This is a genomic window from Xanthomonas hyacinthi (assembly GCF_009769165.1).
Lineage (GTDB): Bacteria > Pseudomonadota > Gammaproteobacteria > Xanthomonadales > Xanthomonadaceae > Xanthomonas_A > Xanthomonas_A hyacinthi.
The window spans coordinates 3,083,259-3,107,092 of sequence record NZ_CP043476.1 but is presented as its reverse complement, the minus strand read 5'-3'; the positions used below and the strand labels follow the sequence as shown (position 1 = coordinate 3,107,092).

The 23,834-nt window shown below is 70.1% G+C and carries 19 protein-coding genes and 1 riboswitch; of the genes, 2 read left to right on the top strand and 17 right to left on the bottom strand.

Features of this window, described 5'->3' with window-relative positions; translation table 11 throughout:
- Nucleotides 1-15 precede the first annotated feature (15 nt).
- The 7 genes from ribB to FZ025_RS13585 all read right to left on the bottom strand — a co-directional run bounded on the left by ribB (nucleotide 16) and on the right by FZ025_RS13585 (nucleotide 6,379).
- Entirely contained in the window at nucleotides 16-1,179 is a 1,164-nt protein-coding gene (gene ribB / locus FZ025_RS13615) for a 3,4-dihydroxy-2-butanone-4-phosphate synthase (protein WP_046979545.1), read from the bottom strand.
- Nucleotides 1,180-1,273: 94 nt separating this feature from the next.
- Nucleotides 1,274-1,873 carry a riboflavin synthase gene (locus tag FZ025_RS13610; RefSeq protein WP_046979539.1) on the bottom strand — a complete coding sequence of 200 codons (600 nt, stop codon included), beginning with the start codon at nucleotides 1,871-1,873 and terminating at the stop codon, nucleotides 1,274-1,276.
- A gap of 78 nt (nucleotides 1,874-1,951) precedes the next feature.
- Nucleotides 1,952-2,128: riboswitch (FMN riboswitch) on the bottom strand.
- Between the two features lie 145 nt (nucleotides 2,129-2,273).
- Nucleotides 2,274-3,392: a bifunctional diaminohydroxyphosphoribosylaminopyrimidine deaminase/5-amino-6-(5-phosphoribosylamino)uracil reductase RibD gene (ribD, locus tag FZ025_RS13605; protein ID WP_046979538.1), complete on the bottom strand. Its 1,119-nt coding sequence runs from the start codon at nucleotides 3,390-3,392 to the stop codon at nucleotides 2,274-2,276.
- Nucleotides 3,389-3,880, bottom strand: a complete 492-nt coding sequence (locus FZ025_RS13600) for a GNAT family N-acetyltransferase (protein ID WP_046979537.1) — start codon at nucleotides 3,878-3,880, stop codon at nucleotides 3,389-3,391. The genes ribD and FZ025_RS13600 overlap by 4 nt, the downstream gene beginning before the upstream one ends.
- A 7-nt stretch (nucleotides 3,881-3,887) precedes the next feature.
- Nucleotides 3,888-4,418: a transcriptional regulator NrdR gene (gene nrdR / locus FZ025_RS13595; RefSeq protein WP_046979536.1), complete on the bottom strand. Its 531-nt coding sequence runs from the start codon at nucleotides 4,416-4,418 to the stop codon at nucleotides 3,888-3,890.
- A gap of 103 nt (nucleotides 4,419-4,521) precedes the next feature.
- Nucleotides 4,522-5,790 carry a serine hydroxymethyltransferase gene (glyA, locus tag FZ025_RS13590; protein WP_046979535.1) on the bottom strand — a complete coding sequence of 423 codons (1,269 nt, stop codon included), beginning with the start codon at nucleotides 5,788-5,790 and terminating at the stop codon, nucleotides 4,522-4,524.
- A 124-nt stretch (nucleotides 5,791-5,914) separates the two neighbouring features.
- Nucleotides 5,915-6,379: an RcnB family protein gene (locus FZ025_RS13585; protein WP_046979534.1), complete on the bottom strand. Its 465-nt coding sequence runs from the start codon at nucleotides 6,377-6,379 to the stop codon at nucleotides 5,915-5,917.
- 229 nt (nucleotides 6,380-6,608) lie between these two features.
- On the opposite strand from FZ025_RS13585, the gene ettA reads away from it, so the two are divergent.
- Nucleotides 6,609-8,270, top strand: a complete 1,662-nt coding sequence (ettA, locus tag FZ025_RS13580; RefSeq protein WP_046979533.1) for an energy-dependent translational throttle protein EttA — start codon at nucleotides 6,609-6,611, stop codon at nucleotides 8,268-8,270.
- Between the two features lie 116 nt (nucleotides 8,271-8,386).
- Here the strand turns inward: ettA and FZ025_RS13575 are convergent, their stop codons facing one another.
- The 6 genes from FZ025_RS13575 to olsF form a co-directional block, all read right to left on the bottom strand.
- The gene (locus FZ025_RS13575; protein ID WP_046979532.1) at nucleotides 8,387-9,436 is read right to left on the bottom strand and encodes a hypothetical protein; all 1,050 of its coding nucleotides are present in this window, start codon (nucleotides 9,434-9,436) and stop codon (nucleotides 8,387-8,389) included.
- A gap of 61 nt (nucleotides 9,437-9,497) precedes the next feature.
- Nucleotides 9,498-10,148, bottom strand: coding sequence for a hypothetical protein (locus FZ025_RS13570; RefSeq protein WP_046979531.1), 651 nt, complete (start codon nucleotides 10,146-10,148; stop codon nucleotides 9,498-9,500).
- 311 nt (nucleotides 10,149-10,459) lie between these two features.
- Complete coding sequence (locus FZ025_RS13565; RefSeq protein WP_104558217.1) at nucleotides 10,460-13,309, bottom strand: serine/threonine-protein kinase; 2,850 nt, start codon at nucleotides 13,307-13,309, stop codon at nucleotides 10,460-10,462.
- 3 nt (nucleotides 13,310-13,312) lie between these two features.
- On the bottom strand, nucleotides 13,313-13,909 hold the full coding sequence (locus FZ025_RS13560; protein WP_244292379.1) for an ECF-type sigma factor: 597 nt from the start codon (nucleotides 13,907-13,909) through the stop codon (nucleotides 13,313-13,315).
- Between the two features lie 530 nt (nucleotides 13,910-14,439).
- The gene (locus tag FZ025_RS13550; RefSeq protein ID WP_046979527.1) at nucleotides 14,440-15,249 is read right to left on the bottom strand and encodes a UDP-2,3-diacylglucosamine diphosphatase; all 810 of its coding nucleotides are present in this window, start codon (nucleotides 15,247-15,249) and stop codon (nucleotides 14,440-14,442) included.
- Nucleotides 15,246-16,964: a bifunctional ornithine lipid synthase OlsF gene (gene olsF / locus FZ025_RS13545; protein WP_208803648.1), complete on the bottom strand. Its 1,719-nt coding sequence runs from the start codon at nucleotides 16,962-16,964 to the stop codon at nucleotides 15,246-15,248. Before olsF ends, FZ025_RS13550 begins: the two co-directional genes overlap by 4 nt.
- A 205-nt stretch (nucleotides 16,965-17,169) precedes the next feature.
- Here olsF and metK point away from each other — a divergent pair, with 205 nt between their 5' ends.
- Nucleotides 17,170-18,381, top strand: coding sequence for a methionine adenosyltransferase (metK, locus tag FZ025_RS13540; protein ID WP_046979526.1), 1,212 nt, complete (start codon nucleotides 17,170-17,172; stop codon nucleotides 18,379-18,381).
- A 242-nt stretch (nucleotides 18,382-18,623) separates the two neighbouring features.
- On the opposite strand, the gene FZ025_RS13535 is transcribed toward metK, so the two are convergent.
- The 4 genes from FZ025_RS13535 to FZ025_RS13520 form a co-directional block, all read right to left on the bottom strand.
- Nucleotides 18,624-19,868, bottom strand: coding sequence for a histidine-type phosphatase (locus FZ025_RS13535; protein WP_046979543.1), 1,245 nt, complete (start codon nucleotides 19,866-19,868; stop codon nucleotides 18,624-18,626).
- A gap of 359 nt (nucleotides 19,869-20,227) precedes the next feature.
- Nucleotides 20,228-22,168, bottom strand: coding sequence for a lipase family alpha/beta hydrolase (locus FZ025_RS13530; protein ID WP_046979525.1), 1,941 nt, complete (start codon nucleotides 22,166-22,168; stop codon nucleotides 20,228-20,230).
- A complete protein-coding gene (locus tag FZ025_RS13525; RefSeq protein ID WP_046979542.1) occupies nucleotides 22,168-23,169 on the bottom strand; it encodes an Lnb N-terminal periplasmic domain-containing protein in 1,002 nt (333 codons plus the stop codon). The genes FZ025_RS13530 and FZ025_RS13525 overlap by 1 nt, the downstream gene beginning before the upstream one ends.
- Before the next feature lie 80 nt (nucleotides 23,170-23,249).
- Nucleotides 23,250-23,816: a TetR/AcrR family transcriptional regulator gene (locus FZ025_RS13520; RefSeq protein WP_046979524.1), complete on the bottom strand. Its 567-nt coding sequence runs from the start codon at nucleotides 23,814-23,816 to the stop codon at nucleotides 23,250-23,252.
- Nucleotides 23,817-23,834: the final 18 nt, after the last annotated feature.

Genomic DNA, 23,834 nt, shown 5'->3' with positions numbered 1-23,834 from the left:
AGCAGCGCACGCGAGTCAGCCTTTTCCGAATCCCGCTCGCTCTTCGACAGCCGCAGGCTGGCCATCCCGAATCGCGAATCCCGGCTCCAACTCCACATGCTCCACCACTTCCAGCCCGAACCCGGCCAGGCCGATCTGGCGGCGCGGGGTGCCCAGCACGCGCAGCTTGCCCAGGCCCAGGTCGGCCAGGATCTGGCTGCCGGCGCCGTTGCGCCGCCACTGCCCCACGTCCTTGCTGTTGGCGGCCACGTCCGGCTGCTTGCGCAGCCGCGCCAGCAGCGCCTGGCTGTCGCGCGGCGCCGACAGCACCACCATGACCCCGTTGTCGGCCGCGGCGATCGCGCGCAGCGCGTCGCTGGCGGCCACGCCGAAATCGTCGCGGCGCCAGTGCAGCAGGTCGGCCAGCGGGTTCTCCACCTGCACCCGCACCAGGGTCGGCGTGGCCGCGTCCGGGATGCCGCGGACCAGCGCGAAATGCAGGTCGTGGGCGATGCGGTCGCGGTAGGTGACCAGGGTGAAGCCGCCGAATTCGGTCTCGATGCTGCGCTCGTCGATGCGCTCGACGGTGTGCTCGGTGGCCAGGCGGTAGGCGATCAGGTCGGCGATCGAGCCCATCTTCAGCCCATGCAGGCGCGCGAATTCCTCCAGCTGCGGGCGCCGCGCCATGCTGCCGTCGGGATTGAGCACCTCCACCAGCACCCCGGCCGGCTCCAGCCCGGCCAGCAGTGGCAGGTCGCCGGCGGCCTCGGTGTGGCCGGCGCGGGTCAGCACGCCGCCGGGCTGGGCGATCAGCGGGAAGATGTGGCCGGGCTGGCTCAGGTCGTGCGGCTTGGCGTCCGGCTTGACCGCGGTACGCACGGTATGCGCGCGGTCGTAGGCGGAGATGCCGGTGGTGACGCCCTCGGCGGCCTCGATGCTGACGGTGAAGTTGGTGTGGAACTGCGCGGTGTTGTGCTGGACCATCGGCGCCAGCCCGAGTTGCGTGCAACGCTCGCGGGTCAGCGACAGGCACACCAGGCCGCGCGCATGGGTGACCATGAAATTGATGTCCGAGGGCTTGACCAGCTCGGCGGCCATGATCAGGTCGCCCTCGTTCTCGCGGTCCTCGTCGTCGACGATGACCACCATGCGGCCGGCGCGGATTTCCTCCAGCAGCTCGGGGACGGGGGTGAAGTTCAGGCCAGGGGTGGTGGATGGCGACATGAAGGGACTCGCAGAAGACGGAGGGCGCCGCGCGCGGCGGCGATGACGGCGTGCCTCGGGCGCGGCGGACTCAGTCCTGGCGGCCGTGCAGCAGGCGTTCGACGTAGCGCGCGACCAGGTCGATCTCCAGGTTCACCGCCGCACCGACCGCGGTGCGCGCGAACGCGGTGTGCGCCACCGTGTGCGGGATCAGCGCCACCTCGAAGCCGGCAGCGTCGACGGCGTTGACGGTCAGGCTGACCCCGTCCACGCAGATCGAGCCTTTCTTGGCGATGTAGCGCAGCAGCGCCGGCGGCGCGGCGAAGCGCCAGCGCTGCGCGCGCGCGTCGTCGTGGATCGACAGCACCGTGCCGAGGCCATCGACATGGCCGCTGACCAGATGCCCGCCGAGCCGGTCGCTGGGGCGCATCGCCCGCTCCAGGTTCAGCGCCGCGCCTTCGGCGAGCGCGCCGAGCGTGGTCAGGGCCAGGGTTTCGGTGGATGCGTCGGCCTGGAACGCGGCCGCGTCGAAGGCGACGACGGTCAGGCACACGCCGTTGACCGCGATGCTCTCGCCGAGCCGCACGTCGGCGAACGGCAGGCTGCCGGTGGCGAAGCTGAAGCGGATATCGCCGCCCTGCGGCTGGCGCGCGGCCAGGCGGCCAACGCCTTCGATGATGCCGGTGAACATAAACGTTTCTCGCAAAAATGGTGAGCGAAAAACGCCACAAGGCAAACAGGCGCGCGCGCAGCCGCGAGGCTGCGCGAAGGCCGTCTTCTTTCATCCGGACTATACCGTCGGCTCCGGCATCGCACCGGATCTGCTGACCTTGCGCATCCGAATCCGCACCTGCGTGCCGGTTCCGACTACCCAAGCGCTCGCGGGCTCGCACGCTCGCGCATGCATACCGCCGGTGGGGAATCGCACCCCGCCCTGAAGACGTTCGTGGTTGCCGGCGAACCGGCGTGCGCATTCTAGCAGGGCGCGGCACGGCACCCGCTGCGGCCGGGCGCGCCACCGGTGGGACGTAGCGTCGCGGCGAAGGCGGCAACCTTGCGCCGTGGCGGCAGCGCGTGGCCGCCTGCTGCGGCTACGCGGCGTCCGCCGCGGCCGGGCGCAGCAGCAGGCGCAGGTCGTCGCCGACCTGGCGCGTCTCCAGCAATTGCAGCGGCACCCGCTGCGCCATCGTGTCGATGCCCAGCCCGGCCAGCAGCGGGCGCCCGCCATCGCCGAGCAGCAACGGCGCCAGGTAGACCAGTAGTTCGTCGACCAGGCCGGCGCGCAGCAGCGCGCCGCTCAGGGTCGCGCCGGCCTCGACCTGCACCTCGTTGATGCCGCGCGCGGCCAGCAGGCGCAGTACCTCCTCCAGGTCGAAGCGGCCCGCCTGCAATGCGACTGCAGCGAACTCGACCCCCGGCAGCGATGGCGGCGCCACGCCCGGCGCGTGCAGGTACAGGGTCGGCGCCGCGCCATCGCGCACCTTCGCCTGCTGCAGCGTGCGCAGCTGCGCGTCGAGCACCACGCGCAGCGGCGCCACGACCTCGGCGGCGGCGTCCAGGCGCACGCTCAGCGATGGATCGTCGGCCAGCACGGTGCCGGCGCCGCTGAGGATGGCCCCGGCGCGCGCGCGCCAGCGCTGCACGTCCTGGCGCGCGGCCGCACCGGTGATCCACTTCGATTCGCCGCTGGCCAGCGCGGTGCGCCCGTCCAGGCTGGCGCCGAGCTTGACCCGCAGCCACGGCCGGCCGCGCTCCACCCGCGCCAGGAAGCCGCGGTTCAGCGCCCGCGCCTGCGCCTGCATCAGCCCCGAGCCGACCGCGATGCCGGCCTCGCGCAGCAGCGCGAAGCCGCCGCCGTTGACCTGTGGAAACGGGTCGGCCATCGCCGCCACCACCCGCGCCACCCCGGCCTCGATCAGCGCCAGCGCGCACGGCGGGGTGCGCCCATAGTGCGCGCACGGCTCCAGGGTCACGTAGGCGCTGGCGCCGCGCGCGCGCGCGCCGGCGGCGCGCAGCGCGAACACCTCCGCATGCGGGCCGCCGGCACGCTGGTGGAAGCCCTCGCCCACCACCTCGCCGTCGCGCACGATCACGCAGCCGACCATCGGATTGGGACGCGTGGTGTAGGCCCCGCGCTCGGCCAGGCGCAGCGCCTGCGCCATGTGCCGATGGTCGTCGGCGGAGAAATCGCTCATGACGTCCGCGCTCATGCGGTCTGCGCCCGTGCCGCCAGCGCGCCGGCGTCGATGCGCATCACCGTCACCTGCAGCGGCCCCAGCGGCAGCTGCACATGCGGTTGCCAACCCAGGCCCTGGTAGTACGGCACCAGCCGCGGTTCGCAATACAGATACAGATACCCCACCTGCAGCCGCGCCGCGGCCTGCACGCAATGCGCGACCAGTTGCGCGCCGACGCCGCCGCTGCGCGCCTGCGGGCGCACGTACAGCGTCGCCAGCCACGGCGAGAACTGGCGGATGCGCGCATCGTCGTTCTGCAGCAGGCTGACCGAACCGAGCCAGTCGTCGCCATCCAGCGCGATCCAGCTGGTCGGGATGCGGCTGTCGCAGCGATGGCTGCGCAGGTCGGCCTCGGCCTCGACCGCGCTCCACTCCGGCAGCAGTTCGCCGAAGGCCTGCAGGTGTTCGCGGGCCAGCGCCGGGATGTGCTGCGGCGCCTCGGCCAGGCAGACGATACGCATGCGGCGCTCAGCGCTTGCCGGACTTGTCGGCCGGCTTGTCGGCGCGGACCAGCTCCAGCAGCGGCAACTGCTCGCTGCCCACCGGCAGCTCGCGCTCGAGCTTCTCGATCTCCTCGCGGAAATCGGCCACGTCCTGGAAGCTGCGGTACACCGAGGCGAAGCGCACGTAGCCGACATGGTCGAGCTTGCGCAGCTCGGCCATCACGTATTCGCCGACCCGGATCGACGGCAGTTCGCGCTCGCCGGACATGCGCAGCTGGTGCACCACCGCGCGCACCGCCGCCTCGATCTGCTCCTCGGCCACCGGCCGCTTCTGCAGCGCGCGATCGAAACTGGTGCGCAGCTTGCGCGCATCGAAGGCCTCGCGGCCGCCGTCGCTCTTGATCACCGTCGGCAGCTTCAGCTCGATCGTCTCCAGCGTGCTGAACCGCTCGCCGCAGGCCTCGCACTCGCGGCGGCGACGGATCGTCGCGCCGTCCTCGGACACCCGCGAATCGATCACGCGGGTGTCGGTGTGCTGGCAGAAGGGGCAATGCATTCAGAGCGCCGGGAATAGGGAAACGGGAATGGGGAATGGGAACGTCAACAGCGCCAGCTTAGCGCTTCTGACCATTCCCGATTCACCATTCCCCATTCCCGTTTCAGCCATACACCGGATACTTCCTGCACTGCGCGGTCGCCGCCTCGCGCACGCGGGCGATGACCGCGGCGTCGGCGGGGGCGTCGAGCACGTCGGCGATCCAGTGGGCCAGGTCGATGCTGTCCTGCTCCAGGTAGCCGCGGGTGGTGATGGCCGGGGTGCCCAGGCGCAGGCCGGAGGTCACGAATGGCGAACGCGGGTCGTTGGGCACCGCGTTCTTGTTGACCGTGATGTGGGCCTTGCCCAGCGCCGCTTCCGCGTCCTTGCCGGACACGTCCTTGCCGATCATGTCGACCAGCATCAGGTGGTTCTCGGTGCCGCCGGAGACGATCTTGTAGCCGCGCGCGATCAGGGTCCTGGCCATCGCCTGCGCGTTCTTCACCACCTGCTGCTGGTAGTCCTTGAACTGCGGCTCCAGCGCTTCCTTGAACGCCACCGCCTTGGCCGCGATCACGTGCATCAGCGGACCGCCCTGGATGCCCGGGAACACGATCGACTGCAGCTTCTTGACCAGCTCCTCGCTGGCGCCCTTGGCCAGGATGATGCCGCCGCGCGGACCGCGCAGGGTCTTGTGGGTGGTCGAGGTGACCACGTGCGCGTGCGCCAGCGGGCTCGGATACACGCCGGCGGCGACCAGCCCGGCCACGTGCGCCATGTCCACGAACAGCACCGCGCCGACCTGGTCGGCGATGGCGCGGAAGCGCGCCCAGTCGATCTTCTGCGAATACGCCGAGAACCCGGCCACGACCATCTTCGGCTTGTGCTCCAGCGCCAGCCGCTCGACCTCGTCGTAGTCGATCAGGCCGTGCTCGTTGACGCCGTACTGCACCGCGTTGAACAGCTTGCCGGAGACGTTGACCTTGGCGCCGTGGGTCAGGTGGCCGCCGTGGGCCAGCGACATGCCCAGGATGGTGTCGCCGGGCTGCAGCAGCGCCAGGTACACCGCCTGATTGGCCTGCGAACCCGAGTGCGGCTGCACGTTCGCGTACATGTCGTCGTAAGGCGGGGCACCGAACAGCTGCTTGACCCGGTCGATCGCCAGCTGCTCGGCGATGTCGACGAATTCGCAGCCGCCGTAGTAGCGCTTGCCCGGGTAGCCCTCGGCGTACTTGTTGGTCAGCTGGCTGCCCTGGGCTTCCATCACCAGGGGGCTGCAGTAGTTCTCGCTGGCGATCAGCTCGACGTGGTCTTCCTGGCGGGCGGCTTCGGCGGCGATGGCCTGGGCCAGTTCGGGATCGTAGGTTTCGATGCGGGCGTCGCGCGGGAACATCGGGTCTCCGGGGGCATGGACAAAAGGCAGACCGCTAGTTTAAGCCCCGCGCAGGGCCGGCGGCGAACCAGAACCACGACGGCCTCCCGCAGGAGGCCGTCGCGGCGTGCCATGCGGCCCGGATTCAGCGGCCGTTGAGCACCAGGTCGGCGATGATGCCGGTGGCGATGGCGACCATCAGCAGGTTGCCGCGGTCGTCGCGCACCCAGCGGTAGCCGTACGGCGGGCGCCGCACCTGGTAGCGGTCGTAGTCGTAGACCACGTAGTTGGGACCGTAATAGGGCTGGCCGCGTGCCCACGGCGGCGGACCCGGAGGACCCGGGCGGTAGTCGACGACGTCCGGACGGCCGCGGTAGCCGTCGCGATAACCCTGGCTGTAGTAGCGGCGGTCGTCATGGCGCTCGCGCTCGCGCCAGTAGCGGTCGCGACCGCGGTCGCGCCGGTCGTAGTCGCGCCGCTCGTGATCGCGGTCGTGCCAGCCGCGCGGGTCGCGGTCGTCCCAACCGTCGCGGGCGTAAGCCGCAGGCGCCATGAAACCCAGCGCCAGCAGAGACGAAAGGGCAAGGGTGGCAATGCGTTCGGTCTTCATGGGAACTCCGTCACTTTTTTGGTGTCACGACTGCATTAATGCGCCTTGCGTCTGAACCGCTTCCTGCTGGAACCGGTTACGTATTCAGCTTGCCAAACCGGATTAAGGGGGCGTTAACCAACACCCGCCGGGAACGGCTGAATGGCCTTCCCGCTATACTGTTGCGCATCCCTTTTCTGCTGCCGTCCGACCGCCCCGGTTGGGCGCCGGCATGCGCTACGGAGCCCCCATGTCGCAATACATCTACACCATGAACGGCGTCAGCAAGACGGTGCCGCCGAAGCGCCAGATCATCAAGGACATCTCGCTGTCGTTCTTCCCCGGCGCCAAGATCGGCCTGCTCGGCCTCAACGGTGCCGGCAAGTCGACGGTGCTGAAGATCATGGCCGGCGTGGACACCGATTTCAGCGGCGAAGCGCGCCCGCAGCCGGGCATCAAGGTCGGCTACCTGGCGCAGGAGCCGGAGCTGGACCCGGCCAAGAGCGTGCGCGAAGCGGTCGAGGAAGGCGTGGGCGAGGTGCTGCAGGCGCAGGCCGCGCTGGACAAGATCTACGAGGCCTATGCCGAGGAAGGCGCCGACTTCGACAAGCTCGCCACCGAGCAGCAGCGGCTGGAGGCGATCCTCGCCGCCGGCGATGCGCACCTGCTCGAGCAGCAGCTGGAAGTGGCCGCCGACGCGCTGCGCCTGCCGCCGTGGGACGCGCTGATCGGCCCACTGTCGGGCGGCGAGAAGCGTCGCGTGGCGCTGTGCCGGCTGCTGCTGCAGAAGCCGGACATGCTGCTGCTCGACGAACCGACCAACCATCTGGACGCCGAGTCGGTGGAGTGGCTGGAGCAGTTCCTGGCGCGCTATACCGGCACCGTGGTGGCGGTGACCCATGATCGCTACTTCCTCGACAACGCCGCCGAGTGGATCCTGGAACTGGACCGCGGCCGCGGCATTCCGTGGAAGGGCAACTACACCGACTGGCTGATGCAGAAGGAAGAGCGCCTGAAGCAGGAAGACAACCAGGAGAAGTCGCGGCAGAAGGCGATCCAGAAGGAACTGGAATGGTCGCGGCAGAACGCCAAGGGCGGCCGCACCAAGGGCAAGGCGCGCCTGGCGCGGCTGGAAGAGCTGCAGTCGGTCGATTACCAGCGCCGCAACGAGACCAACGAGATCTTCATTCCGCCGGGCGAGCGCCTGGGCAACGCGGTGCTCGAGTTCAAGCACGTCACCAAGAAGTTCGGCGACCGCCTGCTGATCGACGACCTCAGCTTCCTGGTGCCGTCCGGCGCCATCGTCGGCATCATCGGTCCCAACGGCGCCGGCAAGTCGACGCTGTTCAAGATGATCATCGGCAAGGAGACCCCGGACGCGGGCGAGATCGTGCTCGGGCCGACGGTGAAGCTGGCCTACGTGGACCAGAGCCGCGACAAGCTGGAGGGCAACCACAACGTGTTCCAGGAAGTCTCCGGCGGCCTGGACATCCTCAACATCAACGGCGTGGAGATCCAGTCGCGCGCCTACCTGGGCCGCTTCAACTTCAAGGGCCAGGACCAGCAGAAGCTGGTCGGCAGCCTGTCCGGCGGCGAGCGCGGCCGCCTGCACATGGCCAAGACCCTGCTGCAGGGCGGCAATGTGCTGCTGCTCGACGAACCGTCCAACGACCTGGACATCGAGACGCTGCGTGCGCTGGAAGACGCGCTGCTGGAATTCCCCGGCAACACCTTCGTGATTTCGCACGACCGCTGGTTCCTGGACCGCATCGCGACCCACATCCTGGCGTTCGAAGGCGACTCGCACGTGGAGTTCTTCCAGGGCAACTACCGCGAGTACGAGGCCGACAAGCGGCGGCGCATGGGCGACGACGCCGGCCCGAAGCGGCTGCGCTTCAAGGCGCTGAAGTAGGCTGACGGCAACGCCGCCCACCGCTTCCGGATCGGGCGTGAAAGCAAAGGGTGGGCGCCTGCCGTGCCCACCCTGCGTCTACTGCCCGGGCCAGGTCCGTCGTGGCCGCAATGCGCTCACGGCAATCCCAGGTCGCGTTTGAGTGCAGCCGATGGAGGTGGGCCGGCAACATGGACGACGCGGCCCGATGCATCGGCCTGCAGCCATGTCGGTGCGCCCTGGCTATCGCTCCCCGACCAATGGGAAATGCCGATCAAGCGCGCGCCGCGCGCGTTGGACTGGGGAGTGATCCCGATCCGGGGATCGGCCTTGACCGTGTACTTCGTGACAGGCGCACGCGTTGCGCAAGCGTTGTACTGCGCGACGTTGCCGGGCGCGCAGTGCGTGCCGCTCTGGCGCGTACTGCAGGTTCCGTTGTAGCAAGAGGTCTCGTAGGTAGGCGCCTGTGTGGCACAACTTTGGTACACCATGACCGTACCGGGGATGCAGGTCATCTCCGTCTCTGCCTCGGCCTGACCAGCCACGGAGAAACCGCTGTCGGCCGGACCGCCGATCGTGGCCTCGACGATAGTCCCATCGATTCCTTCGCCAGCGAGCCGGTCCTCCAACATGGCGTCGTAGCCCCCGCCCGAACTCATCCACATCGCACGCACCAGCGATCCCTTGCCGTCGACGATGAATGGTTCGAGGTTCCATACCTTGAGCGGCAGATAGACATAGGTGCGACCACCGATCTCGCGCAGGCTGGCCGAACCCGACGACCGCGAGACCTTGCTGTTCGCCTCCCCTACCCGCACGGCTTCCGCGATCGCCGGCATCAGCCTGGACTGCAATTGCTGCACCCGTGCAGTCTGCGCAGGCGCGCGGACCGCGCTTTTCTCCGCTTTCAGACTTGCCTTGACGTGACTTGGCCCGGCCGAAACTTCCAGCGTGGCGCCCTCATGGCCAGCCAGCTCGAAACCAAGCCGCAGCACGGAACGGTCGCTGTGGAAATCGGCCTGCCAGTCGCATGGGGTCGTCGCGCAAACCTGCTTGCGGCCGCCTCCTTGCAACAGGAAGACTTGCGCGCCGACCGGAGCGGATTCGAGCCTGATCGACTTGGCCAGCTGGGCGCCTGCCGTTCCCGCCGCCAGTGCTGCGCATATCGACAGGAAGACCCCGCTCAACCGGAACCTGGCCACGACGCCCCTCCGCCGTCCAGGCCCGTGGACAGTCGCATCACCATGGTCATAGCAATCCCGCAGCCAGCAGGTTGTTGCGCATGAACACCTGGAACTGGCCCATCTCCAACGCCGCCGTCCACGTGCCCTGCGCCCACCGGGTGTGCGTGATCCGCTCGCAGGCATGACGGATCGGCGCTAACGCGATTTCGCTCATACCAAACGAAAGGGCGCCCAACAGCGCCCGATTGCCGCCCTCCACGCTGTTCTGGCATTCCGCCTGCACTTTGGCGACGACGCGTACCTGGCTGCGCTTGGCATCCAGCTCCGTTACCGAGATGACGTAGAAGAAGCGGTGCGGCGACGGCTGGTCGTAAGCGGAAATGCCCGGCAGCAGCATGGCATCGCGGGTGGCGAAGATCAGCCCGTTCTTCTTGTCGACCTGCTCGACATTGAGCTGGGCCTGGCTCGCCGAGACGCTGGCCACACGGAAGACATCCTCGAATCCAGCCTCATAGACCGCGACCTTCATCGCCTCCGCCGGCGCTTCATTGCCCGACACCGCTTGCGACAGGTCGGGAAACGCCTCGCGGGCGCTGCTCTGCAAGGGCCGGTTCGGCGTTGACGCGCAACCGGAAAGCGCGAGCATGATTGCCAGTCCGCACGCGATCGCGACATGCGGACGATTCGGCTTGAAGCGGCTGTTGCTGCGTTTCATGTGTACTCCTGGGTTTTCCTGTCGACAACATCACGGTTGGCCAAGCTGCACGGTTGCAGGACGGCCGCCGGCGGCGGCCAGTCCCTGCAGCCTCATCTGCGGGAGCGGCCCAGGCCTGCCAGAGCCGGGCTCACTGCCGCCGTCGGTGGAAACGCTTCATGGTCTGCCTGCTCCGCTGACGGGCCGGCCGGAACGGGGCCCTGTACCTAGACATCCGCAAAACGGGGCCATGAACTGCCAGGCAGGCCTGCCATGCCGGCGCTTCCGCCAGGAGCAATGCGAACCTTGCTGGTGCCGCCCTGCGCTGGGGGTCAGCGGCGGATCGCGGCCGCCGTGTCGTCGAGCGCGGCGATCAGCAGCAGGCGCGCACGTCCGGCGAGGTCTTCGCGCCGCAGTTCGACGGCCGCCAGCTGGCGTGCCTCGGCACACCCCGTCGGGGCGGCCGGCGCAGTGGCGCACATGGCCCGCACATACGGGGCCAGGGCCTGACCGTAATAGAGTGGGTGATGGCGGGCCTTGGCCTGGATTTCGTCCAGTGCGGCGCGCGCGGCTTCACGCGCTTGATCGACCCGGCCGAGTTGCAGCAACGCGTTGCTGCGGGGGGCGGCAATCACTGCCGGCAAGGGGTTGTCGGCAGGCAGGCTGACGCGATAGATCGCCACCGCGCGGTCGTAATGCGCCAGTGCGGACGCACCATCGCCGACGGCGACTTCGGTGGCCGCCAGGCGACTCAGGCCACGGGCGACGTACAACGAATCGGCCCCGAGCAACCGTTCCATCGTTGCCTGCGCCTGCCGTTGCAGCGGCAGCGCCTCGTGTGGCCGGCCACGTTCGCGCAGGGTATCGGCGTAGAAGAGCAGGTTGGCCATCGCAAAGGCCGAATCGGCGCCGAACATCGCCGCGTAGATCGCCCGGCTGCGCTGCCAGTCTCTGGCGGCCTCCCGGTAGCGGCCCATGTCGTACTCGGCCAGGCCCTGCGAGCACAATGCATACGCCATCTGCGCGCTGCCTTCCCCAAGAACGGACCGGATCTGTCCGGTCAGTTCGCCGAACTGCTGCAGCGCGCGTGGATAATCTCCGGACTGGCTCAGGGCCTCGGCCAGGCTCTGCTGGGTCAAAAGCATTTCCTCGGTCGGTCTGGCGTAGATGCGGCGCTGCTGCGCCAGGATCCGCGCGAGCAGCGGCACCGCCTTGGCGCCGGCGCCGGACCGGCTGTAGCTCATTGCCAACAGGCTGGCCACCTGCAGGGTCTGTGCGTCGTCCGGGCCCAGGCGCTGCCGCTTCAGCTCCAGCAACCTGCTGAACCCCGCGATCGCCGCCTGGAAGTGCCCCAGGCGGAACTGCAGGTCGGCGCGGCGGAACAACGGCCTTTCGCAGAAGGGATGGTCATGCACGCGGCGATCGCAGATCGACTGGGCCTCGTCGGTCAGCGCCCACGCCCGCGCCGTGTCGTCGCGCTCCATCTGCAGCAATGCCAGATGGTCCAGCGCCATCACCAGTTGCGGCGTGGCGGCGGCGTGGCGGCGCAGGATCGCGGTGGCACGCTCGGCCAGTAGCAGCGCTTCGGCCCTGTCTTGCGCCGTGTTCTTCTGCCGTAGCGCAAACGACATGGTCTGCATCGCCTCGGCGGTTTCCGGTGCGTCGTCGCCGAAACCGGCGCGTCGACGCGCCAGGGCGCTCCGGGCCAGTTCGGCGGACTGGGGATAGTCGCCGCTATCGGCGGCCACACCGGCCAGGGCGTTTTCCACCCGCGCCAGCGCTGCATCGCGTCCGGCCAGATCCTTGCGCGCGCGCTCGGCCACCCGCCGCACCAGCGCGCCGACGTCGCGCTGCTGCGCCGGCGCGTTGCTGGGCACCACCAGCAGTTCCAGCAGGCTGTCCACGTAGGTGAGCTGGGCCTCGGACTCGGCAGCGGCCGCGCGCGCGCGTCGGGCTTCTTCTCGCGCCCAGCGCGCCTGCCACCCGGCCATGGCGACCCCGCCCAGCAAGGCCACCGCCAGCGCCGCGCACGCGGCAGCACCCCAGCGATTGCGGGACAGGAAACGACGCAGCCGATAACCAAGGCTGGGCGCACGCGCCTGTATCGGTCGTCTGACCTGCCAGTGGCGCAGGTCCGTGGCCAGGGCGTCGACACTGGGGTAGCGGCGTTCCGGCTCCGGCGCCAGCGCCTTCATCACGATCAGATCCAGGTCCCCACGCAGTTGCCGGGCCCAGCGGCGCGGCGCGGCGTCGATGGCGGCACACGCGGCGAGTCGTGACGGGGGCGCCAACAACGGGCCCGGGCCCGGCCGCCCCGGCGGCCGGCCACCGAGCAGGCGGTACAGCAGCGTGCCCAGGCCATAGACATCCATCGCGGTGGTCGGCGTGGCACCAGCGAACTGCTCGGGCGCGGCATATTCGGGAGTCAACGCATGCAGGCCGGTAGCGGTGCGGTCGTTGTGCTCGGCATCGACCAGTGCGCCGATGCCGAAGTCCAGCAAGCGGGCGTGGCCGTCGGCGTCCACCAACACGTTCGACGGCTTGATATCGCGATGGATCACCAGGTTGCGGTGCGCGCAAGCCAGCGCCTCGGCCACCTGCAGGACCAGGCCAACACGTGCGTCGAGGCCGGCATCATGGCGCTCGCACCAGTCGTCGATGCGCTCGCCTTCGACCAGCGCCATGGCCAGCCACGGGGTGCCGTCGGCGGCCACGCCGGCGTCGTACAACGGGGCGATGTAGGGGTGGCGCAGGCGTGCCAGCAGGCGCTGCTCGCGCAGGAAGCGCTCACGCCCACCCCGCGCCAGTGCGCCGAGGGTCAGCAGCTTGACCGCGGCCTGCTGGTCCAGTGGCGGTTCGCACGAGACCGCACGATAGACCACCGCCATGCCGCCTTGGCCGATCGGTTCGAGCAGACGCCAGCGGCCCAGCCGGTGCCCGCCGAGATCCGCAGCAGGTCTGGCAGCGGCTTCGGCCAGCGTGACCCATTCGTGCAGCGGACCGGTATCGAGCGGACCGCCGGTTTCCTCGTACGCGGCCAGCAGGCGTGTCACGCATTCGCGCAGCGCCGGCGCCAGCGGGAGGTGCCGCAACCGCGGCACGCGTTCCAGCGCGGGCAGGTCGAGCAGTTCGTCGAGAATCCGGTCGGCCTCGTGCCAGAGCTCCTTCTCGCCGGCGTCCATGCGTCACGGCTCGCGCAATTGCGCGTGCAGGAACGCGCGCGCGCGTTCCCATTCGCGGTAGACCGTGCGCAACGAACAATCCAGCAGCTCGGCGATTTCGGCGAACTCGAGCCCGGCGAAGAAGTGCAGTTCGACCACTTCGCGCCGCTGCGGATCGATTTCGCCCAGCGCCTCCAGCCCTTCGAGCAATTCCAGCACCCGCGGCTCCGGACCGTCGTCGACAGCCAACGAGACGGTGAGCGTGACCGCCACCTGCCCGCCACCGCGCTTCTCGCTGGCGCGACGCCGGACATGGTCGATGACGATCCAGCGCATCGCCTTGGCCGCGGCGGCGAAAAAGTGCCGGCGATCGACGGTGGACAGCGGCTCGCCGGTGGTCGCGCGCAGGTACAGTTCGTGGACCAGCATCGTCGGGCTGAGCGTGCGCTCGCCGGCCCCCAGCCGCGTGGCGGCCAGCCGGCGTAGTTCCGGATACAACAATTCGAAGACCGCCGAGAGCCGCTCCGGCGCACCCCCACGCGCCTGCACCAGCAGGTGGGTGATCTCGTGTTCCATCGGCGTCCCCGGACCATGCCTGAACTCGCGGCTAGGGTAGCGCACGGAACCTCCCCCTGTGCTCCCGGCGTTGGCCGTTGGCTCGGCATGGGAGGTGCCCCGTTGCAATACTGCCCGCTTCTGCACGGACACCGAACCACCGACGCGTGTCGACCTCTTCGCGAAGCGACGCCCCCGGCACCTGTTGCCGGTGTCGCTTCACCCTGCATCCGCACACTCCCGGCTTCCGCGTCGTTCGGCCGCCTCGAGGCGATGGTCGACAACGCCGGCCTCGGCCCGACCACGCCGCTGGAGGACATCACCCCGGAGCTCTAGCGCAACCTCGGCAACGCATATCCTGGCGTTCGAAGGCGACTCGCACGTGGCGTTCTTGCAGGGCAGCCACCGCGCGTACGAGGCCGACAAGCGGCGGCGCATGGGCGACGATGCCGGCCCGAAGCGGCTGCGTTTCGAAGCGGCTGCGCTGCAAGGCGCTTGAAGTAGGCGGTCGCGAAGCAGGCGCACGCACCTGCCACGGCCCGCGCACAGCGGGCCGTGTGCATTTCGGGCGGGGTCGCCGCCGCGACAGGGGCGCGCTACGCCGCCTGCGGCAGGCGCAGCACCCGCGGTGCCAGGGTCTCCAGCACCTGCCCGGTATGCGACAGCAGCTGCAGCCGGCCCTGATGGTCCTCGCTCAGCGCGGTCAGGCTTTCGACCCAGTCGCCGTCGTTGGCGTAGACCAGGCCGTCGCGCTCGAACAGGCCGGCGCGGTGCACGTGGCCGCAGACCACGCCGTCCAGGCCGCGGCGGCGCGCGTCGTCCAGGCCGGCGTCGACGAAGCGTTCGATGTAGCGCTCGGCGGCGCTGCTCTGCCGCTTCAGGTAGTCGGCCAGCGACCAGTAGCGCATGCCGAAGCGGCGGCGCACGCGGTTGGTCAGCTGGTTGCCGGTGAGGATGCGGTAGTACAGCCAGTCGCCGAACTTCTCCTGCAGGCCGCCGAACTGGGTGACCGCGTCGTAGTCGTCGCCATGCACCACCAGCAGCCGGCGCCCGTCGGCGGTCACGTGCACCGCGCGCCGGCGCACCTGCATCGCCGGCAGCGCCAGGCCGCAGAAGCGGCGGATCGGGCGGTCGTGGTTGCCGGGCACGTAGATCAGTTCGGTGCCGCCGCGCGCCAGCGCGTGCAGTGCATCGATCACGCGCTGGTGCGCCGCGCCCCACACCGCGCGGCGCTGCGCCATCCACCAGAAATCGACGATGTCGCCGACCAGGTACAACTGCCTGCAGTGCAGGTCGCCGAGGAAATCGGCCAGTTCGCGCGCATGGCAGTGCGGCGCGCCCAGGTGCACGTCGGACACGAACACCGCCCGCCGCGGGGGCGGGGACAAGCTGCTCACATTGTTCATGCCATCACCTCTGCTTCGCTGCGGGGCCGTTCCAGGTAGCGCACGCGCTTCTTGCTGCGGATGCGCTGCAGATCCAGTTCGATCAGGCCATCGACCGCGTCGTTGAACGCCGGATCGACGCCGAAGGCGAGGAAGCGCGCGCCGCCCGGCTCGCACAGCTCGGTGTATTGCTTGTAGAGCATCGGCACCGCGGCGCCGAGCGCATCCAGGTTGCCCTTGAGCACCTTGAACGCGGTGTCCGCGTCCAGCGCGTCGAACGCCGGCGGCGCCTGCGAATAATCGAACGGCCGCGCCGAGGCGGCTTCGCCCAGCGCATCGCCGTAGTAGCGCGCGTAGTAGGCCACGATCTGTTCGCGCGCCTGTCGCGGCAACGCCGCGCTGATCGAGACCGCGCCGTACAGGTAGCGCACCTGCGGGTAGTCGCGCAGGTAGGCGCCGATGCCCTGCCACAGGTAGTCGATGCTGCGGCTGCCCCAGTAGTCGGGGACCACGAAGCTGCGGCCCAGCTCCATGCCGGCGGCGATGCGCGGCAGCAGCGCTTCGCCATAGCGGAACAGCCCGGCGGTGTAGAAGCCGGCCAGGCCGCGCGCGGCCAGCACCGGCGCGCCGCGGGCCACGCGGTAGGCGCCGACCACGCGCGCGGCGGCGCCGTCCCACAGCACGATGTGCTCGTACCAGGTGTCGTAGTCGTCCAGGTCCAGGCGCCGGCCGGTGCCCTCGCCGACCGCGCGGAAGGTCAGTTCGCGCAGGCGGCCGATCTCGCGCAGCAATGCCGAGCCGACGCGCAGCCGGCCGACCCGGATCTGCTTGCCGTCCACGGTCTGGCCCAGGCTGCGCAGCGCGGCGATCTGCGCCGCCACCGCGGCCGGATCCTCCGCCGCGACCAAGGGTTCCTCGCTCGGCGCGGGCGCGTCGGCGCCGGCACGGCCCAGCGCATACAGCTCGCGGCGCAGGCCACGCATCAGTTCGGCATCGGACTGGCCCGGCGGCAGCGTGCGCGCGCGGCCCAGGCTCAGCGCGATGCGGCGCTCGCGGCGGGCGAACATCTCCCGCGCCAGCAGCGCGGTACCGGCCGGCTTGAACAGCGCCGAGGCGCCGTAGAACAGCGCCGAGTTGCGCGCATGGATACGTACCGGCAGCACCGGCGTGGCGGTGCGCAGCGCGAAGCGGGTGAAGCCGCGGCGCCAGCGCCCGTCGGCCACCCCACCCCAGCCCAGCCGCGACACTTCGCCGGCCGGGAACACGATCACGCACTGCTCCTGCGCCAGGGCCTGCTCGATCGCGCGCACGCTGGCCGGCGACGGCGCGCCGCCGAGGATGCGCACCGGCAGCAGCAGCTCGCGCAGGCCTTCCAGCGCCCACAGGAAGTCGTTGGCGACGATCTTCACGTCGCGCCGCACCTGGCCGACGCAATCCAGCAGCGCCAGCGCGTCCAGCGCGCCGGAGGGGTGATTGGCGACGATCAGCAGGCGCCCGCGCGCCGGGATGCAGGCGGCGGCGCTCGGTGCGACCACGTAGCGCGCCTGCAGGAAATCCAGCCCGGCCTGGACCAGGGCGAAGCCACGCAGTTCGTGGCTGGCCTCCAGGAATGCCTCCAGCGCGTCCAGGCCCGACCATTTCTGCAGGCCGCGCAGCAGCGGCCGCAGCAGCCGCGAGCGGCGGCCGGCGAACCAGTGCGGGTAGCGATCCTGCAGACGACGTTCGAGTGCGAGCACGGCAAGCCCCCTGGCTGACTGCGCACAGCTTCGGCGCCCGCGACGACACCGATCTTGCAATATGACGACGGCACGATGACGCAGGCGGCGCCGCCGGCTGAGCGGTCAACCTTGCCCAACGCCGCCAGCGGCACGATGCGCAGCTGCGCGCGCCCGTGTATCATGCGCGTCCATCTTTTCATCCGAATACAAGGATATAGCCGCGATGTCCAGCTATCTCTTCACCTCCGAGTCGGTCTCCGAAGGCCACCCGGACAAGATCGCCGATCAGATCTCCGACGCGGTGCTCGACGCGATCCTGACCCAGGACAAGCGCGCCCGCGTGGCCTGCGAAACGCTGGTCAAGACCGGCGTGGCGATCGTCGCCGGCGAGATCACCACCAGCGCCTGGATCGACCTGGAAGCGCTGACCCGCAAGGTGATCCTGGAGATCGGCTACAACAGCTCCGAGGTCGGCTTCGACGGGGAGACCTGCGGCGTGCTCAACCTGATCGGCAAGCAGTCGCCGGACATCAACCAGGGCGTGGACCGCAAGAAGCCGGAAGAACAGGGCGCCGGCGACCAGGGCCTGATGTTCGGCTACGCCACCCGCGAGACCGACAGCTTCATGCCGGCGGCGATCCACCTGGCGCACCGCCTGGTCGAGCAGCAGGCCAAGGTCCGCAAGAAGAAGAACTCGCCGCTGGCGTGGCTGCGCCCGGACGCCAAGAGCCAGGTCACCCTGCGCTACGAAGACGGCGTGGCGACCGCGATCGACGCGGTGGTGCTGTCCACCCAGCACGATCCGGACGTCAAGCAGAAGCACCTGATCGAAGCGGTGCGCGAGGAAATCCTCAAGCCGGTGCTGCCGGCCAAGTGGCTGCACAAGGGCACCAAGTTCCACATCAACCCGACCGGCAAGTTCGTGATCGGCGGGCCGGTGGGCGACTGCGGCCTGACCGGGCGCAAGATCATCGTCGACACCTACGGCGGCTGGGCGCGCCACGGCGGCGGCGCGTTCTCCGGCAAGGACCCGTCCAAGGTCGACCGTTCCGCGGCCTACGCGGCGCGCTACGTGGCCAAGAACGTGGTCGCCGCCGGCCTGGCCGATCGCTGCGAAGTGCAGGTTTCCTACGCCATCGGCGTGGCCGAGCCGACCTCGATCTCGGTCACCACCTTCGGCACCGGCAAGATCGCCGACGACAAGATCGAGAGGTTGATCCGCAAGCACTTCGACCTGCGTCCGTTCGGCATCCTGCAGATGCTCGACCTGATCCACCCGATGTACCAGCAGACCGCCTCGTACGGCCACTTCGGCCGCACCCCGAAGGCCTTCACCTACACCGACGGCACCGGCGCGCAGCACAGCGCCACCGCGTTCTCGTGGGAAAAGACCGACCGCGCCGACGCGCTGCGCACGGACGCGAAGCTGAAGTAAGCCGGCGCTGCGGCGCCTGCACGAAAACGGGCCGCATCGCGGCCCTTTTTTTGGTTCGTCCGAGTGCTGCGGCATGCACACCGCAGCCGGAAAGCACGACTGCGACAGCAGGGGAATTTCTTCTGTGGGACTTCAGTCGCGACGGGCTTTGTCGGTAATGCCCGTCGCGACTGAAGTCGCTCCCACAATGTCTCCCTGCGCGGAATGCAGACGCAGGCCTCAGGCCGCCTGCCCGCACCGATTCAGCCGCGCCGCTGCAGCGATTCCTGCACCACCTTCTGGAACTGCTGCAGCGTGCACAGCTGGGTCCTGGCCTCGCTGCAGCCGGGCACGCGCAGGGTCTGCAGCAGCGGCGGCTTGCGCAGGCTCAGCGGGGTCAGCGCGCGCAGCTGGTCCAGCGATTGCGCCTGGTAGCGCAGGCGCACGTAGCGCTGGCCGCTGCGCACGTCGCGCAGTTGCTCGAGCACCAGCGCGCCGCCCGGCGGCGAATCGTCCTGGCCGTAGCCGGGCAGATGGAAGTGCAGGTCGAGCAAGCCGCTGAGCGCGGCGATATGGGTGTCGCTGGCGACCAGCACGCTCAACTTCGGCGCGTCCGCCACGCCCAGCGTGTCCAGCACCCGCCGCGCCAGCGGCGCGCCGGCGCGCGCGGCCATGTACTGCGGCCGCGCGTAGATCTCGAACAGCAACGCATGCAGCCGCGACACCACGCCGATGCGCGCGCGGGTGGCGCGGCCCCAGCCGACCTGGTCCAGCGGCAGGCCTTCGGCGTATTGCAGGATGAACACCTCGGCGGTGCCGGAGGTCAGGTCCAGCGGACCGTGCATGGCGATGCCGCGGCCATTGGCGCTTGCGCTCAGCGACGACGGCATCTGCGCGAAATCGCAGGTCTTGGCGCTGCAGCCGAGGATCTGCTGCATCGTGCGCAGTTCCTTCGCATAGGGCGCGAGCACCGCGCCCGGACCGCCGGTCTGGCGCTGGATCGAGGCCACCGCGGCGGCCGCATCGAAGTCCACCGCGCCGGCCTCGACCGGACGGAACAGCGGATCGTCGCTGCCTTGCGCCTGATGCCCGGCCTGCAGCCCGCAGCCGGGCGCCAGCGCCGCGGCCAGGATCTCGCCGCTGGCGATGGTGCGCTGGTCGGTGTTGGCGTAGACGCTGACCGTGCCGGCGGCAGGACAGCCGGTGGCCGGCAGCACGCCGTCGCGGACCAGCCATTGCCGGGTGTAGTCGCCGCTCAGTTGCACACCGATGCGGCCGTGCGCGGTGAGCAGGCTCGCCGGCGTGTTCCACACCGGCCAGGGACGATCGGCCAGCGCCGCCGCCGCGGCCTCGCCCTGCAGCGGCGCGCGCACGCCGTGGCGGAACAGCATCAGCACCTGCTCGACCCGCAACTGCGGCGACGGCGCCGCCTGCTGCGACGGCCGCGCCTGCGCGCCCGCCGTCACCACCACGACTGCCCACACCATCCAACGCATGCGTTTGCTCATCATCGTTCCAGGAAAAAAGAAAAGGGAAACTCGTTCGCGCTGCGGCCTCGTCGCGACGCGCAGCGACCCAGTCGCAGCGCAGTCCTGCGCCGACGCGCGGCCGCTACGGGCGGACGTGCCGGCGTAGCGGCCGCTGCCGATCCACCGCGTGCCGCAGTCCAAGGCTGCGCGCGCGCCGGCCATCATGCGGCCGCGCATGCGCGCCACCGCCCGCGCCGCGGCAGTCCGCCGCGACGCGCGAGGAAGGCCGACTCCCGGTGGCCTTGGGCCATCCGTCGCGACGGGCTTGGTAGTGCGCGTCGCGACTGAATCGCTCCCACAGCGGCGCGCGCTGGCCCAGCCGCATCCACTCCGCCGCATCACTCCGCCGCGATCTGCGCGTGCAGGATGCGGCGTATCTCCAGGATCGCCTGCGGCGTCTCCTGCACGCTGTGCCCGGAGGTGACGACCAGCTCCGATTCGGCGCCCTCCAGGTGCGCGCTGCGGTACGGCACCAGGCCGTCGTCGGCGTCGGCCAGCGGCACCGCCGGATCGCGCCGGGCGATGATCGAGTTGTAGCGCACCGTCGGCGCAATCGGCAGCTCGGCGGCCGCGCGCACGAACGGGTCGGTGTCGCGCAGGTTGTCGATGCCGTTGGGCAGGCGCGGCGGCACGCCGTCCTCGCCGCCGATATCGCGCATCACGTCGGCGAAGCGCTCGAGCAAGGTCACCGGCAAGCGGATCAGGTGGCCGACGAAACGGCCGATGCGGCCCTCGGCGAAGGAGGTGCCGCGCTGCGGCGCGGCGATGAAGATCGCGCGATCGACCTGCGGCAGCGGCGTGAAGCGCAGCAGTGGCTGCAGGCGTTCGCGCACCCGCGCGCCGCGTTCGCCGTGCAGCGGGCGATTGGCGAGCAGGCCGTTCCAGATGCGGTCGCCGGACGTGCTGACCAGCAGCCGCGCGATCACCCCGCCCATGCTGTGCCCGACCAGCACCATGTGCCGCGACGCCGGCGCCTGCCCCTGCGGATCGAAGTCGTGCAGGGTCTGCTGCAGCAGCGTCTCGATCTGCGCGCGGTTCCAGGCGATCGGCATGTTGGTCGGGTAGTAGACCTGCCAGATCTGGTAATGGCGGCGCAGTTGCTCGTCGCCCATGATCTCGTTGGCGACGTTGACCCAGGCCTCGGGGCTGCTGGCCAGGCCGTGCAGCATCAGCACGATGCGCCGGTTCGGATCGTAGGGCTGCATCAGGTATAGATGCGGCTGCTCGATGCCGTACTGGCGCCCGAGCATCGAGCGCAGCGACTGCCTGGCGAAACCGGAACGCGCCAGCCACAGGCCGTAGGCGGCGGTGAAGTTGGCCGCCAGCGGCAGCCGCTGGCCGTGCACGACGACCGCGTTGTCGCGATACGGATCGTAGGGCGTGACCACCACGCTGCGCGTGTCCAGCACCTGCGCCAGGCTGTCGCCGTCGAAGCGCAGCAGCACCGTGGTCGGCGCGTACGCCAGTTCGCTGTAGCCGGCGGTGTCGCGGGTCTCCTGGCGTGGATCCGCGGCGGCCGCGGCCGCGGTCGGATCGCCGACCTGCGCCGGCGACACTTCCGCCACCAGCTCGGCGCCGAAACCGTCGCGGCGGTAGGTGCTGCGCAGGCCGTCGAAGCGCAGCGAGGCAGCCGGAACCATCGCATTCGGCCGCGCCACCCCGCCCGGCAGGCGGAAACTGTCCAGCTGCGCGCGCACCTGCCAGCCGGCGGCGGCCAGCGTGTCGTCGTCGCGCAACTCGCCGCTGGCGCTGCGCGCGCGCCAACGCTCGAACATGGCGCCGACCACATGCTGCACCGCGTAGTTGTAGTAGTCGCGCACCTGCGTCTGCCGGTCCTCGAAGGCGCGGGCGCTGGCCGGGCGTTCCGTATAGAACAGGTAGGCATAGGCGTAGCGCGCGGTTTCCAGCCACGCCTGCAGGGCCGCATCGTCGAGCGCGACGGTCGCCTTGGGCGTACGCGTCGTCGCCGCGCGCAGCCACAGTTCCGACAGCGCCGCCAGGCGCCGCTCCTCGTCCAGTCCCTGTACGCTGCGCAGTTGCGTGGCGCAGGCGGGGATGTCCGCCTCGCAGGTCTTGCGCTCGATCGCGACCACGCGCAGCGTTTCCTGGCTGGCATCGCTGAGTTCGCCGGTGCTGAGCACGTCGCCGCGCTTGGTCGCGATGTAGTCGCCGGCCGCGCGCGACTGCACGGTGACCATGGCGCAGCCGGATCCGGCGAGCAGGCCCACGGCCAGCAGCACGCGCGCCGCCAGCCGCCGCACCGCGTGCGCGGCGCGCATCAGCGCGGCGCTCCGGGCGGTTCTTCGCCGGGGATGCCCTCGCGGATGCGCTGCGAAAAATCGGCGCCGATGCCGGCCTGGCGCGCGCGCGCGCCGATGCGTCCGCGCGCCTGCAGCGTGGCCAACGTATAGCCGGGCACGAAGCCGTGCTGTGCGTACACATACGAGGGCAGATAGCCGGACAGCAGCAAGCGGTAGTCCAGCGGCAACTGCGGGTCGAACTTGCGCACCAGTTCGAACACGATGGTGGTGCAGTTGCTGGTGGCGGTGTTGTAGAACTGCGGCGTGCGCTGCAGCTGCTGCGCCTGCGCCACATAGCCCAGGAACAGCTGGCGCAGTTGCGCGCGCGGAATGTTCAACCGGTACAGGTAGACGTCCTCGCCGCGCACGTTGCTGCGCACCGCCAGGATGTCGCGCTCGTCGGCGGCGACCATCACCTGCTCGAAATTGCGGAAGAACCCGGCCAGCGCGGAGAACGCTTCGCCGCGCTCCTTGCGGATCTCCAGCGAAAACACCACCCGGCGGCCGTCGTCGAAACCGAACGAGACCAGGGTGTGGGCGATCGCCGGACCCATCCAGTAGGACAGCGCCAGGTCCGCCGAGACCAGCCGGTCCAGCGCGTACTGGCGGGTTTCCCAGCGCGGCGTGTAGTCGCCGTCGCTGCGCCAGGCGAAGTTGCGCACGTTGTGCAGGGTGACCAGGTGGCCCTCGACCTGCGGCAGCAGCGGCTGCGCGACATCTTCGGCCCAGTCGCGATTCTGCTCGGGCAGCAGCTGCGACCAGCCGTACACCAGGCCGGCGCAGGCGATGGCGAAGATCCACGGCAGCACGCGGTAGTCGCGGTGGTGGCGCAGGCCCCACAGCGCGGCGCCGCCCATCGCCAGCCACAGCAGCGCCGAGGCGTGGCGCACCAGGCTGCCGGTATGCGGCAGGTAGGCCAGGAACAGCGCGCCCCAGACGCTGGCCAGCACAGTCGCCAACGCCGCCGCGGCACGTAGCAGACGTCGCGGCCAGCGTCGTGGCGTGGCGTCGGGTGCGACGGCGCGGGTAGCCTGGCCCTGCCCCCGCCCGGGTTGCGGGCTCATAGCGCCGCGGCCGCCGCCGGCGTGGCCAGCGCATGGCACAGCAGCCGCCAACCGCGCAGCGCCAGCGCCTTGCGCTCGGCTTCGTCGCTGCCGCGCTGGCAGGCGCCAAGCATGTCCATCAGCAAGCCCAGATCGTCGCCGTCCAGTTGCGCGCGGCACAGGCCGGCGTCGATCGCGCGCTGCAGGAACGGCAGCAGGATCGCCATCACCCGCGTGTGCGCCGCGGTGATGGGGGGACGCTCGCGCGGCATCGAGCGCCAGTAGTCGGTCAGCGGCGCGGACATCGCGATGTGCTCGGCGACGTCGCGCAACAGCAGGAACAGGCCGTCGGGGCGCTCGCCGATGGCGCGCGCGCAGCCGTCCAGCCCGTCCAGGCCACGCTGCAGCAGTGCCGCCATCAGCGCGGTGCGGTCGGCGAAATTGCGGTACAGCGTGGCCCGGCCCACGCCGGAGCGCTCGACCACCAGCTCCAGCGGCGCCAGCACGCCGTGCTCGCAGAACACCTCGTCGGCCGCGTCGAGCAACAGGCGGCGGCGTTGGGCGGCATCGGTGCGCAGGTCCATCCGCGCATTATCGGACAA

Coding starts and splice junctions, on each gene's coding strand:
- FZ025_RS13610 (WP_046979539.1), bottom strand. CDS start 1,873: ATGTTCACCGGCATCATCGAAGGCGTTGGCCGCCTGGCCGCGCGCCAG.
- ribD (WP_046979538.1), bottom strand. CDS start 3,392: ATGAGCGCGGACGTCATGAGCGATTTCTCCGCCGACGACCATCGGCAC.
- FZ025_RS13600 (WP_046979537.1), bottom strand. CDS start 3,880: ATGCGTATCGTCTGCCTGGCCGAGGCGCCGCAGCACATCCCGGCGCTG.
- nrdR (WP_046979536.1), bottom strand. CDS start 4,418: ATGCATTGCCCCTTCTGCCAGCACACCGACACCCGCGTGATCGATTCG.
- glyA (WP_046979535.1), bottom strand. CDS start 5,790: ATGTTCCCGCGCGACGCCCGCATCGAAACCTACGATCCCGAACTGGCC.
- FZ025_RS13585 (WP_046979534.1), bottom strand. CDS start 6,379: ATGAAGACCGAACGCATTGCCACCCTTGCCCTTTCGTCTCTGCTGGCG.
- ettA (WP_046979533.1), top strand. CDS start 6,609: ATGTCGCAATACATCTACACCATGAACGGCGTCAGCAAGACGGTGCCG.
- FZ025_RS13570 (WP_046979531.1), bottom strand. CDS start 10,148: ATGAAACGCAGCAACAGCCGCTTCAAGCCGAATCGTCCGCATGTCGCG.
- FZ025_RS13565 (WP_104558217.1), bottom strand. CDS start 13,309: ATGGACGCCGGCGAGAAGGAGCTCTGGCACGAGGCCGACCGGATTCTC.
- FZ025_RS13550 (WP_046979527.1), bottom strand. CDS start 15,249: ATGAACAATGTGAGCAGCTTGTCCCCGCCCCCGCGGCGGGCGGTGTTC.
- metK (WP_046979526.1), top strand. CDS start 17,170: ATGTCCAGCTATCTCTTCACCTCCGAGTCGGTCTCCGAAGGCCACCCG.
- FZ025_RS13535 (WP_046979543.1), bottom strand. CDS start 19,868: ATGAGCAAACGCATGCGTTGGATGGTGTGGGCAGTCGTGGTGGTGACG.
- FZ025_RS13530 (WP_046979525.1), bottom strand. CDS start 22,168: ATGCGCGCCGCGCACGCGGTGCGGCGGCTGGCGGCGCGCGTGCTGCTG.
- FZ025_RS13520 (WP_046979524.1), bottom strand. CDS start 23,816: ATGGACCTGCGCACCGATGCCGCCCAACGCCGCCGCCTGTTGCTCGAC.